9 protein-coding genes are annotated in these 13,146 nt (G+C 56.1%); 6 read left to right on the top strand and 3 right to left on the bottom strand.

Going from position 1 to position 13,146, the window contains the following annotated elements:
* The first annotated feature begins 32 nt into the window (after window positions 1–32).
* Both DTJ15_RS01615 and purF read left to right on the top strand, forming a co-directional pair.
* Window positions 33–587, top strand: coding sequence for a CvpA family protein (locus tag DTJ15_RS01615; protein WP_081562928.1), 555 nt, complete (start codon window positions 33–35; stop codon window positions 585–587).
* 140 nt (window positions 588–727) lie between these two features.
* Window positions 728–2,170 carry an amidophosphoribosyltransferase gene (gene purF, locus DTJ15_RS01620; RefSeq protein WP_043560928.1) on the top strand — a complete coding sequence of 481 codons (1,443 nt, stop codon included), beginning with the start codon at window positions 728–730 and terminating at the stop codon, window positions 2,168–2,170.
* A gap of 954 nt (window positions 2,171–3,124) precedes the next feature.
* Here purF and DTJ15_RS01625 read toward each other — a convergent pair.
* Window positions 3,125–3,367, bottom strand: coding sequence for a hypothetical protein (locus DTJ15_RS01625; RefSeq protein WP_249079304.1), 243 nt, complete (start codon window positions 3,365–3,367; stop codon window positions 3,125–3,127).
* A gap of 394 nt (window positions 3,368–3,761) precedes the next feature.
* Between DTJ15_RS01625 and DTJ15_RS01630 the strand changes: the two genes are divergently transcribed.
* The 4 genes from DTJ15_RS01630 to DTJ15_RS01645 all read left to right on the top strand — a co-directional run bounded on the left by DTJ15_RS01630 (window position 3,762) and on the right by DTJ15_RS01645 (window position 9,885).
* Window positions 3,762–7,613, top strand: a complete 3,852-nt coding sequence (locus tag DTJ15_RS01630) for an autotransporter outer membrane beta-barrel domain-containing protein (RefSeq protein ID WP_249109268.1) — start codon at window positions 3,762–3,764, stop codon at window positions 7,611–7,613.
* Window positions 7,614–8,225: 612 nt separating this feature from the next.
* The gene (locus DTJ15_RS01635) at window positions 8,226–9,377 is read left to right on the top strand and encodes a hypothetical protein (RefSeq protein WP_249109269.1); all 1,152 of its coding nucleotides are present in this window, start codon (window positions 8,226–8,228) and stop codon (window positions 9,375–9,377) included.
* Window positions 9,378–9,397: 20 nt separating this feature from the next.
* Window positions 9,398–9,559 carry a GH32 C-terminal domain-containing protein gene (locus tag DTJ15_RS01640; protein ID WP_249109270.1) on the top strand — a complete coding sequence of 54 codons (162 nt, stop codon included), beginning with the start codon at window positions 9,398–9,400 and terminating at the stop codon, window positions 9,557–9,559.
* 11 nt (window positions 9,560–9,570) lie between these two features.
* Window positions 9,571–9,885 carry a hypothetical protein gene (locus DTJ15_RS01645; protein ID WP_249079311.1) on the top strand — a complete coding sequence of 105 codons (315 nt, stop codon included), beginning with the start codon at window positions 9,571–9,573 and terminating at the stop codon, window positions 9,883–9,885.
* A gap of 118 nt (window positions 9,886–10,003) precedes the next feature.
* Here DTJ15_RS01645 and DTJ15_RS01650 read toward each other — a convergent pair whose 3' ends face one another.
* On the bottom strand, window positions 10,004–11,410 hold the full coding sequence (locus DTJ15_RS01650) for a lyase family protein (protein ID WP_086441324.1): 1,407 nt from the start codon (window positions 11,408–11,410) through the stop codon (window positions 10,004–10,006).
* A gap of 40 nt (window positions 11,411–11,450) precedes the next feature.
* Window positions 11,451–13,118 (bottom strand): NAD-dependent malic enzyme, encoded by a 1,668-nt coding sequence (locus tag DTJ15_RS01655; RefSeq protein ID WP_249109271.1) that lies wholly within the window; start codon window positions 13,116–13,118, stop codon window positions 11,451–11,453.
* Window positions 13,119–13,146: the final 28 nt, after the last annotated feature.

The following is a 13,146-nucleotide window of genomic DNA, read 5'->3' on the forward strand; positions in this document are numbered from 1 at the left end:
GGATTGATGGTGGAAGAGCGACGGGAGCCGCAATGACAGGCCTGCACGGAACATTTCTGGAGCATCTTGGCGCGATGGACTGGGCCATGCTGGTTCTTGTTGGCCTGTCGGCCCTCTGGGGGCTGGTGAGAGGGCTTTCGCACGAGAGCGGAGCCCTGCTGGTCTGGATAGGCAGTTTCTGGCTGGTAGGCCGCTGGGGGGGCGTGGCCTTGTCCCATCTGGCTCCGCTTGTTTCTCCTACCTTTCAGGGGACGGCTGTTTTCACCTGGGGCGGGCGGCTGGGGCTGTTCGTTCTGGTCATGATTGTTCTGAATCTGGTGACCAGCCAGCTGGCCCGTGGCATGAGAGGGCTGCTCTCCGGCCCGTTGGACGCACTGCTTGGGGCTGGTTTCGGGCTGGTGCGGGGTTATGTCGTGCTGGTGCTGCTCTTCTGTGCGGGCAGCTATCTGGCGCAGGACTGGCTGGAAGCCGCCATGCAGGGGAGTGTCCTTGCACCTTTCGTGGTGCGTGGCGTGGCTTTTTTGCAGGGATATATACCGCTTTCATGGTCGGAACATCTTGCCTTTCTGCCATCGAATAGCCATTGAAGGGGGGTCGCAGGCATCACCCTGACGGACAGGCTGCCCTGAAGAAGGGCAATGGCCGGTTTTTTCAAGGGGTTGGCTGCCTGTGCCGCTGTGCCACTTAGATATGAGCGGGATTCGCCCGTCAGGTTTGCTCCATCGATATGTCTTTTCCTGAATCGTCCAGTCGTCCCTATGAGGAATGTGGTGTTTTTGGTGTCTGGGGTGTGCCGAATGCGGCAGCGCTGACAGCTCTCGGCCTGCATGCCCTCCAGCATCGTGGTCAGGAGGCGGCCGGTATCGTCAGTTTTGATGGCGACACGTTCCACCAGCACAAGGCGCTGGGCCTTGTCGGAGATGTGTTTGGCAATCAGGACGTGATAGCAGGCCTGCCGGGGGAGGCGGCCATAGGGCACAACCGTTATGGCACAACGGGTGGCAGCCATGTGCGCAATGTCCAGCCCATCTATGCCGATTACGCCTTTGGTGGTCTGGCCGTGGCCCATAATGGCAATCTGACCAATGCCGCCACCCTGCGCAAGGCGCTGGTAAAGCGTGGCTGTATTTTCCATTCCACGATGGATACGGAGGTCATCGTCCATCTTGTCGCCATTTCGCTCTATGACACGGTGATCGAGCGGTTGATGGATGCGGCAAAGAAGATCAAGGGGGCTTATTCCCTCATCACCCTGACACCGGATGACGGGATGCTGGGGATGAGGGACCCGCTGGGCGTGCGACCGCTGGTTCTGGGCCGCATGCCCGGGCATGAGGACAAACAGGGCGGCTGGGTGCTGGCCAGTGAGACCTGTGCGCTGGACATCATCGGTGCTGACTATGTGCGTGACATCGAGCCGGGTGAAATTGTCGTCATCAATGCGGATGGGGTGAAATCTCTCTGGCCGTTTGGGGATATTGGCCGCCGGTTCTGCATTTTTGAATACATCTATTTTGCCCGGCCGGATTCCGTGCTGGAGGGACAGTCCGTCTATGAAGTGCGGACCCGCATCGGTGGCGAATTGGCCCGGGAGAGTGGGGTCGACGCTGATGTGGTCGTGCCTGTGCCGGATTCTGGCGTGCCTTCTGCCATCGGGTATGCTCATGAGAGTGGCCTGCCCTATGAGATGGGCATCGTGCGCAACCATTATGTAGGCCGGACGTTCATCCAGCCGACCGATCAGGTCCGTAATCTTGGCGTGAAGATGAAACACTCGGCCAATAAGGCCGTGCTGGAAGGACGCCGGGTCATTCTGGTGGACGATTCCATCGTGCGCGGCACGACATCCCGCAAGATTGTGGACATGGTCCGGGCAGCGGGAGCGAAGGAAGTGCACATGCGCATCACTTCTCCACCGACCAAACATCCCTGCTTCTACGGGATTGATACGCCCTCCGAGAAGCATCTTCTGGCCGCCCGTCATTCGCTGGAAGAGATGTGCAAGGCCATCAATGCGGACAGTCTGGCGTTCATCAGTTTTGATGGCCTCTACCGTGCCCTTGGTCATCAGGGGCGCCCGGTGGAGAACCATACAAACTGCGATGCCTGCTTCTCCGGGGATTACCCCATCACACTGGTGGACAAGGATGGCAATCTGATCCAGCAGTAAGCGAGAACTTGGCTGATTGGCTTAGGGGAAAGCCCGCATGGACACGCCATGCGGGCTTTTTTTGTGTGGTTGAAAAGTCACAGAATGAAATTAAATTAACCTTATGTAAGGAATTGTCTTTCTGTGAATGGGAATGGCAATAAAATATGCATATACATAGAGTATGTCCTTTTGATTCTTTGGAGTGAGAACGGTGCCTAGGTATAATCTATTTTCTTTTAAGGGATTTGGTAATCTAGATTTTTGTTCTTCTTCTTGTAAAGGACATCATAATAAGAAAAGATATCTCGGATGTATTGGAATGTCTGTGAGCGTTCTGGCTTTGACGGTCGGGGTGATGGGTGTTGTTCAGGCTGATGTCATGCAGCCGATGGACGTTATTACGCAGGTGAATGGTCAATCTGGTACTGTAACTGTTTCAGTGCCGGTAGGGCAGGAAGTATTGTTCGGAAGTGGAAATAATAACTACGATGGACTTTCGAATAATGATTACAATAAACTGAGTGATCTTAACCTTATAAGTGGAGGGAAGAGTCCATATAATAGTTATGTGTCATACTATTCAATAAATGCTAACACTTTAAAATTAGAAGGTGGTGGCTCCCTTTCGGTAGGTGGAGGAAATATAGGATTTTCATCAAATGATATAAAAACAATAAATATAGACAATGGAATACTTATTGATATTCAGGACGGCAACAGTGGTGGGGGTGTTGCTTCTGGTTTGAAGAATTTATATCCAAACAGCAATATAAAAGAGGTGTCATATCCTGATTTGAATATTAAAGATGGAAGTTTTTTGCGCATAAATTCCGCTCAAAATAGTATTTATAATTCTTTTAATTCAATAAATGGCAGTGGAGGTATCTCTCTTATTAACACGAAGACTCCTATACAGGGAGATGGTTCTCAATTCTCTGTTGTCGGAAAATTGTACATATATGGTTCTGGGAGTCATTTTTCAGGTTCTATTAAAGGTGATGGGAACTTAGATATGGCAGGTTTCCCATCATCAAATACTAAGTACGTTTCTTCTGGTTCAAATTCGTCATATTCGGTAGTATATCCGCTTTTTTCTGTAAATTCTTCTTTTTCAGATTTTAAACAGGTAAAAATTAACAATCTTGGATTATTTGATATTTCAGGTAACGGATACCATTCGGGAGAGGATATTACGCCAAGACAGATGGGGAACACATTTCTTCACGCTGGAGCAGAGGTAGATGTTGGGGAGCTTCGGGTTGCTGGAGGGTATGATAACGGATACTTCACTGAGAGTACATCAAACGGTCCTGTATATGGTGGAGGTGGAGTTGATTCTAATAATGCAACGCTTGTTGTAAGTGATGAGGGGACGTCTTTACATACTGAACAGCTGGTTGTAGGTCAGCAGACTGGCCGTGTGCCTTCCTCCGTCATGTCTCTTTTTACGTCTAATCCTGATTTGGGTTTTACCCCGTTTTATGGGGCGTCTCATGGGACATTATGGATTGCTAATGGTGCAGCTCTTTTTGTGTCCGGCGGCGGGATTAATGGTGGTGTTTATCTCGGGAATTCAGCAGGGAATGGCCCGGATGATCGAACAAATGGCATGAACACCAATCCTTATTATTCTGAAGGTGAAGCTCATGGTGTCATTCATGTCACTGGGAATCAGGTCGGGTATGATGCGTCCGGTAATTTTGTCAATCCGGGTACGGTGGGTCAGTCTGCTCAGCTGAATGTCCAGAATGGTGGTCTCTGGATCGGCCCAGTCGATGGCGGGAAAGGGTCTGGCGACATCATCGTTGATCATGGTGGGCAGCTGAATCTGGACAGTTCCTTTGCCGTTCTGGGCGGCCAGAATGGTGCGGGTAACATAGCCATCAATCAGGGTGGTACGGCCACGGTGACGGGCATGAAGCCGCTTGGTCTCGTGCCGGAAAATCAGGGATCAACCTTCAACACGCAGCGGCAGGGCACCTTTACGGTCTCGGATGGTGGTAGCTTGAACATCGGTACGGCTACGAGTGCCGGTAGTCTGAAGCTGTATGGTGACCTGAATCTTGCCGGAGGCAGCACGACAACCTTTTATGAAGGGACGACCTCAGACAAAGGGAATAAGGGGGATGCCTATAATTCCCATGCTGAAGTCAGCGGCAATGTAACGCTGGGTGGCAACATTCAGATTGCGGGAATTGCCGGGCAGAACAGGGGGCAGAATGGTGCTGTCGATGTTGGCATCTATCATCTGATCGATTATACGGGCACGCTTTCCGGGCAGCAGCAGGCCACGCTGCTGCCAACCAGAGCCGGGCAGATGCTCAGCTACGTCCATGATGACGCAGCAAAGAGTGTTGACGTCATGGTAGCTCAGGTCACCACAGATGGGAGAGGAACAGGCGGTACAGCCAACACGTCGGGGACTGGCACGGCGACTGGTGCAGACAATACGGGTGCGGCTACGGCCCATGAGGGCACGACTGGCGGTACGGGTACGTCTGGTAGTGGGGAGAAAACACAGCAAATTACTTTGACATCATGGTCTGGTGGTGATGCCGTCATGACTTCATATGGTGTTTTTGATGGACAAATGGGTTCTCCTATAGCTCCCCCAAATTTTGTTGGATCAGGCGGGACAATTACGGTTGAAGGGAGCGGCTCGCAGCCTACTCAGGCCTCCGTCGTCAATTTCGGCTCTGGTGGCTATGCGCTGACCGGTGGGGCACTGGCAGCGGTGCCAACCAGCAATGGCCAGAACATGTTGGGCGTGAATGCCGAGGCAGGGCGTAGTGGTACGATTGCCACGTCCATCGTGGATGATGGTCCGTCCAAGACAGGCCTGATGAAAACGGGGACTGGAACCGTCACGCTGGCGGGTCGGAACGATTATGGCGGTGCCACAGGTGTGCTGGCCGGCACGCTGGACGTGGCCCGGAATGCGGTGATCTCCGACAGGAGCCAGGTTTCCGTGGCACAGGGGGCTGAGCTGGATGTGGCTGGACAGGTTGGCCGCATCGTGAACAACGGCACGCTTTCCGTGACTGGTCAGACGGGGGACGTGTCCAACAGCAGTGGTCAGGCCACCATTTCCGGTACGGGGCAGGTGGCCTCCATGACCAATATGGGCACGGTGCAGCTGAGCGGCCAGGGCAGGGTGACAGGAACGCTGGACCAGCAGTCCGGTATGGTCACGCTGGCGGACAGTGCCAGCATCGGCACGCTGAAGAGCAATGGCTCGCAGGAGCTTGACCAGGCTGCCGGACTGGACCGGACGGATGGCCGGATGAGTGCCAGCCGTCAGGCCTATGTGGAGGCGCAGCTTTCCAGAACGACAGACCCGCAGACCCGGTCCCTGCTGCTGGCGGTGCATGATAGCATGACGGGAAATTCCGGAGCCGTACTGGGTGACCTGAAGGGAGCGGGAAATCTTTTCGTCGTTGCCGACAATGCGAAGGCCGGGATCGGCACCCTGACGGGCTATGGCACGGGGTATCTAGGGAACGGTTCGACGCTGACGCTGACAGGGAGCAACACCTCTTATGGTGATGCCTTGTTCGGTCAGGGCGGGCTGATCGTTCAGGGGCAGAATGTCGTCTTCAGGGGGACGAACTATTATTCTGGTGGCACGGAGATTGCCCAGGAGGCTGATGTCACGGCTGGAACGCAGTCTCTGGGCACGAACGGCATTGCCGTGGACGGTACGCTGACGGTCGAGGAGAATGGCACGGAAAGTCTCGATAATTCCCTGAGCGGTTCCGGAACCTTCAACAAGACCGGAACGGGTTTCCTGACGTTGGCCCAGTCTGTTGATGACAGTCATTTCGACGGCACGACGAACGTGCGTCAGGGCGGGCTGGCCGTGAACGGCACGCTTGGTGGTGCCACGAACGTGGCCGCCGGGGCCATGATCTCCGGCAGCGGGACGGTCCACAACCTGTCCTTGGACCCGAACGCTTCCCTTGGCGTGACGCTGGATGGGGGTAAGGGAGCAGCCACATCGCTGACGCTGGCAGGTACCGAGAACCACCTGAACGGGGCACAGGTTGCGGCTACGGTCAGCAATCTGTCCAGTATGGCCATGCGGCAGCATTACAGGACAACTATCTTGAAACTGGCCGATGGGGCCCTAGCTACCGGTACGTTGGGTGAGAAGGCCCGGATGTCCAGCAGTGATGAGGGGGCGGTATCCCCTCTGAGCACGGCTTTCCTGAGTGGTACGGTATCGGAAGCGCAGGATGGACGCAGCTGGATTATGGATTATGTGCGTGTGGCGAATTTCAATGCCTATGCGCAGGACCGTAACGAGCGGCAGGTTGCCGGCAGTCTGGACCGGGCTGGGACATCGGCAGGCTTCATGGATGCCCTAGCCGGGTCCGCCATGCAGACGGGTGAGCAGGTCCGCGGGGCTTATAATGCCCTCTCGGGTGAGATCAATGCCAGTGCCAAGACGGCGATGGTCAATGACAGTTTCTATGTTCAGGAAACTGTGGTGGACCGTCTGGACTGTGCAGGGGATGCGCTGCGTGCCCATGCCCATGATGGCAGGGAGCAGACGAGCGGTTACTGCGATGTGGATCCGACCCGTCATGTCTCCGTCTGGGGGACGGTCTATGGGCAGAAGGGTGGCCAGTCCGGCGGAGCTGCCGGTGCGGGGCATATGGGCCAGTCCAGCGTGGGCTGGATCATGGGGGCTGACACGGGGCTGAAAGGTGGCTGGCGTCTTGGCGGGCTTCTGGCCTATGGGCGTGACTGGTTCAGTGTGCAGTCAGGCCGTGGCTCTTCGGCCCATGCCAATTCCGCCACCATCGGTGCCTATGTGGGAAATGCGTGGCGTGTCGGTGGGCTGACGGACAATGCGGCCATCACCTTCAAGGGAGGCCTCAGCTATTCTTGGAACATGCTGCATACGAGCCGTCGTGTCACCTATGGTGATTATGCGGGTCGTCTGTCCTCCAACAACCGGACCGGCACGGGGCAGGCCTTTGTAGAGACGGGGTATCGCATGGTTTTTGCCAGTGAGAGCCGCCTCCCGCTTGAGGTCGAGCCTTTTGCCCGGATGACCTACCTGAACTATGACCAGACCGGCTTCCATGAACATGGAGCTGAGACGGCTCTTGCCGTGAAGGGACGCAACAGTTCCATCGGGTTCTCCACGGTCGGGGTCAAGCTGGCCACGAGCGTGAATATTGGCAGGGTTATCTTCTCGCCTCATCTGGAGGCCGGATACCGTCGGGCCTTCGGGCGGACGAACGCCTCTGTGCGGGAAGGGTTCTCCACGCTGGGTGATGGGTATGGCATGAGCGTGCAGGGGACCCCACTTTCTGTCAGCACGGCGCAGATCAACACGGGTTTTGCGGCGCATCTGACGGACCGGATCGACGTGAATGTCGATTATGTCGGTCAGTATGGTGGGCATCAGACCAGCTCTGGCGGGTCTGGGAACTTCCGTTACAAATTTTAAATTAAATGGAGGAAGGTCGTTCAGGAGGCGGCCCCTGTCTGATGGATCAAAGGGAAAGCCCGCATGGTGTGTCCATGCGGGCTTTTTCTGTAGAGGCTGGCACATGAGTATCCCTTCTGGTGGTTCATGAAAGCAATTATGAAAATTGATTTTTGTTAATATAATGTACTGTTTCATGAGTATGGGCGTTGATGATTATAAATTAATATATCAAATCATTAATTTACAATCAATATACCAATGTTGTTTGTCATTTTATGGTCATGATTCTTATTTTTAATAATATATTCCGTAAATGGCACAATTTTTATGGCAACGCTCTCATGAGACGGGGCCATGTGCCCTATCGGTACTGTCATCGGATTTTGTCACGAAAGGTTTTTGTCTATGACGGACCTGTCCAATGTTTCGGTAGCGTATTATCCTAAGAGGCATCTGGCTCCTGTACCGGTCCCCGGCAGACACAAATGGCAGAATGACGGTCAAAACTACGTTTATGACCGGAAGGCCAGACTGTGGAGGACGTGGGCTCTGGGAAACCCGGAATGGACTCCTAACAGCGGTTTTCTAACGACGTCGTGGATTTCTTATAGCGGCCCTACCATCGATACGATGACGTCGGATGATGATCGTGAGCCTTCCGGCAAGGATGTCTTCATCGACAAGAATAGCAGTCTTTCCGGCACGTACTGGTCCGGAAGTGTGTGGGTGGATGAAGAAGACAGGCTGGGCCGTGGTCGGGGCAGTGTCTATTATTACATATCTGGCCCGGCCCCTGTCTTGCAGGCCATATATCTCCTGGTGGCGAAGAGGCTCGGCGAGGTTCCGTACAATTTGGGGATATGCTGTTCTCCTGATCTCGTGCCGGACTCCGTGCGTGATGAGGGGCGGGACTTCAGGGACTGCCGTGTATTCTGGGATGACGATAACAGCCAGCTGGTGATGGCAACGACGATCGGAACACGGTTTGCGTTCTTTCGCAGCGTTAATGGGACGTCATGGGATTTTCTTTCCAGCATGGAAGGACCAGGACCGCTGGTGGAGTGCCCCAATGTCATGAAGCTGAAAATCGTGGATGATCATGGGAATACTCTGGGACATAAGTGGGCGATACTGGGAGCCGTGCAGGGTGATTATCCTGGCGGGCCCCAGTCGCATGAATGCTGTGTGGCCTGGCTGGGGGCGTGGGATGGCACGCAGTTTATTCCGGATGAGCAGGCCAAGGCCATCCCTCTGGATTACGGGCCGGATTCCTATGCGACCGTGGCAGGCCGCAATGGCAGGTCGACCTATGTGGGGTGCTGGCTGGGTAATTGGGATTATTCGCTCCTGCCTTCACCCTATAAGGGTTTCCAGAACATCCAGTCCTATCCCAGGGCTTGCTGGATACAGACTGACTACAGTGGCCAGCAGAAAGTCTACACATTTCCTGTGGAAAAAGCGGATGGTATCACTGGGATAGGGGGCCCCAGGCAGACGATAGGTGGTGAGGGCAATCCTGATTTTGCGTCAGATGAGGTAGAGACGTCGGACTGCTATCGTCTGGATGTTGTGCTGGATCAGGTTGATGGTCACTGGCCAGAGGAAGTACGCATATCCGTCAATAAGGGCCGGGTGGAAGGCACGGAGTACAGTACCGACCTGATCATCTACCGGAGCGGTCAGATCACGTTTGACAGGACCAGAGCAGGCATCCTGTATCCCGGCTATCCAATGAACCACCTGAGGGCTGGGGAAAGACGTATTCCATTCCGGCAGGTCTGAAGAGCAATGCGACTTCCAACATGATCATCACCATCCTGATCGATACCAGCAGCCTGGAAGTGTTCATCAATGGAGGCCAGACGTCCCTGACAGGGCTGGTCTTCCCACCGAAGGGATGTACGGGGGTCAACATTACGTCAACGCAGCCTGTTCATGTGTCCGTTTCGACAAGTGATTATTGAGGTTAGGACCAATGTCTGAGATCATTACCAACACGCTCATCGTGGAGAGGGATCACATCCGTTTCAGGGTGGCTGCCGGTAACGGCGATTACATCCGGTTCCCTGTGAGTTTTCTCAGTGACAAGGTTATGGTTATTGTCCCGTCTTACTATGATGGCAATGTCTTCAATACGTGCGGTGTGACAAAAGAGCATGTCTGTGACCGTTACGGGTTCACGCTGAGCAAGCTGGCCCATAATCAGGGGCGGACTGCTTTCTGGAACAGCTCCAGAGACCCGGTTGATGTTATTGCCTATGGCCGTCTGCCTAGAAGCCATCGTGTCTGAGAGACGGATCATTCTTTTTCCTGTCGCTGCTTCATCTCGGTGACAGCAGCATGACATGGCAGAAGGGGCCTGACGGAGCAGTCCGTTGGGCCCCTTTCATTTACGTGGAGATAGATTTTTAGCCCTTGGGTGGTTTGATGTTCGGCTGGAGCATCAGTTTCGGGTCGGCCACACGGTCATACTCCTCACCTGTCATGAAGCCGAGAGCCAGCGCACTCTGGCGGGGGCTGAGACCGTTCTCCACGGCATGGTGAGCGACCTGCGAGGCTCTGTCATACCCAATGCTGGGGGACAGGGCCGTGACCAGCACAAGGGAATGGTCCAGCTGCTGGCGGATATGGTCCTCATTGGCGGTCGTGCCCTCGATGAGGAAGCGGCGGAAATTTTCCATGCCGTCATGAAGCAGGGTCAGGCTCTGCATGATGTTCTGGATCATCACGGGCTTGTAGGCGTTCATGTCCAGCATTCCGCCAGCGCCCGCCATGCCCACGACCACGTCATTGCCCATGACCTGAAGGCACAGCATCGTCAGGGCTTCGGCCTGCGTGGGGTTGATCTTGCCGGGCATGATGGAGGAGCCGGGTTCATTCACCGGCAGGTTCAGCTCACCCAGCCCCGCCCGGGGTCCGCAGGCCAGCAGGCGGATGTCGTTGGCGATCTTGAAGAGGCTGCCCGCCAGCGTCCGCAGGGTAGAGGAGAGATGCACCAGAGCATCATGTGCTCCCTGCAGGGCAAATTTGTTGGCCCCGCTGGTGAAGTCCAGCTGGGTGAGGCGGGCAATCTCCTTGCAGGCCCGGGCAGCGAACTGCGGGTCGGTGTTCACGCCCGTACCAAGGGCCGTCCCCCCCAGAGCCAGCGGCAGCAGTCCGTCACGGGCCTGCTCCAGCCGCTGGAGGTTGTCTTCCAGCATCCCGGCATAGCCTTCCCATTCCTGTCCCAGCGTGATGGGCACGGCATCCTGAAGATGTGTCCGTCCTACCTTGACGATATGCTTCCACTGTGCGGCTTTGTGGGCAATGGCCCCGTGCAGACGTTCCAGCGCCGGGATCAGGCGGCGATGGGCCGTCAGGGCGCTGGCGATGTACATGGCACTGGGGAAGGTGTCGTTGGTGGATTGTGCCATGTTTACATGGTCATTCGGGTGCAGCGGCTTCTTGCTGCCCAGTTTCTGCCCGGTCATCTGGCTGGCCCGGTTGGCGATGACCTCATTGACATTCATGTTGAACTGCGTGCCGGAGCCAGTCATCCAGACATGGAGAGGGAAGTGCCGGTCATGCATTCCGCTCATGATCTCGTCACAGATGCGGACGATGAGCTCTGCCTTGTCCTTTTCCAGCCGTCCGCTGGCCGCATTGGCTACGGCGCAGGCCCGCTTGAGAATGGCATAGGCCTCGATCATCTCACGGGGGATGAGTTCCTGCCCGATGCTGAAATAGCGGAGTGACCGCTGGGTCTGGGCCCCCCAGAGGGCTGTCTGGGGAACGTCGATCGGGCCGAGGCCATCAGTTTCTGTACGGTTTGCCATGATGAAGAGGTCCTGCCGGAAGTAGGGTGAAAAGGGAGGGTCAGGCCGCCTGATAAGGCTGGTAGCGGGGCCGCCAGCTCAGGGTGGAGAGGGCTTCCTGCAAGGCTTCATCATCAAGGGCAGGGCAGAGCTGTTCTTCCTGGGCCTGCCGGGCTACGGCGTGGGCAACCTTCAGGGCGACATCATGAATGGTCTCAATGGGGGGAAGCAGGTTGCTGCCCCCGGTCTGCATCGGGGAGAGGGCCGCAACAGCCTGTGCTGCGGCCATGATCATCCCCTCGCTGATGTTTTCTGCCTTGCAGGCCAGCGCCCCCAGCCCAAGACCGGGGAAGATGTAGGAATTGTTGGTCTGGTCAATGATGATGCTGCGGTCATCAAGTTCAACCGGGGAGAACGGGCTGCCCGTGCTGACGATGGCCCGTCCGCCTGTCCATGTCAGAATGTCCATCGGAGTGGCCTCGACATGGCTTGTCGGGTTGGAGAGAGGGAAGATGAGGGGATGGGAGCAGTATGACGCCATCTCCCGGACCATGGCTTCCTTGAAGAGGCCCGCCTGACCGGAAACACCAATGAGGATGGTCGGGTGATTCTTGCTGATGACCTCCGCCAGAGTCCGGCCCTGTCCATTCTGGGCTGTTTCATCCTGCCGGGCAAAGAGGGCCTGCCCTTCGCTCAGCCCGTCCATGTCATGGGTCAGCAGGCCTTGGCGGTCCACGATATAGAAACGCTTCAGGGCCTCTTCCTGCGACAGCCCTTCGGCCTTCATGGCGGCAAGGAGAAGCCCGGCAATGCCAATACCCGCCGCACCGCCGCCTGCAAAGGCAATGCACTGCTGCTCCAGTGTTTCGCCTTTGGCCTTCAGGCCGCTGAGGATGGCAGCCGTGGCAATGCCTGCCGTGCCCTGAATGTCATCATTGAAGCTGGGAATACGGTTCCGATAACGCTGGAGAAGTGGTGCGGCATTGCGTCCGGCAAAATCCTCCCAGTGCAGCAGGCAGCCCGGCCAGCGGGCCTGAAGGGCCGTTACGAATTCCTCGATGAAGTCTTCATAGTCCTGCCCTCTCAGGCGGGGGGTGCGGCTGCCGATATAGGTAGGGTCATTGCGGAGGGCGACGTTGTCCGTCCCGACATCCAGCATGATGGGCATCATCAGGGCTGGATTGATCCCGGCGCAGGCCGTGTAGAGGGAAATCTTGCCAATGGGGATGCCCATGCCATTGGCTCCCAGATCGCCCAGCCCGAGGATGCGCTCACCATCCGTGACGATGACAAGGCGGATGTCGTCATTGGGGATGGCAGCCAGCCGACCTGCCATGTGCCCACGGTCCGACCCGGAGAGAAAGAGCCCCCGTGGTTTCTGCCAGATTCTGGAGAACTCCTGACAGGCCTGCCCTACACCCGGTGTGTACACGACAGGCATGAGCTCCGTGAGATACTTCTGCAACAGGGCATAGAAGAGGGTCTCGTTCGTGTCCTGTATGGCACGGAGGCGAACATGCCGGTCCAGCATGTCCGTTTCACTCATGATGTTTTCATAGGCCTGTGCGACCTGCTCTTCCAGCGTGTGGATGCCGGGTGGAAGGAGACCATGCAGCCCCAGGGCCGTGCGTTCTTCCCAGGGGAAGGCGGTGCCCTTGTTCAGGAGGGGATCATTCAGCACTGCCATGCCACGCTGGGTGACGGGATGGGAAGATGGCGTAGCGGACATGGGTATGATCCTCCGGAATCATGCAGGC

The organism is Parasaccharibacter sp. TMW 2.1891 (assembly GCF_023337675.1).
Lineage (GTDB): Bacteria > Pseudomonadota > Alphaproteobacteria > Acetobacterales > Acetobacteraceae > Bombella > Bombella apis.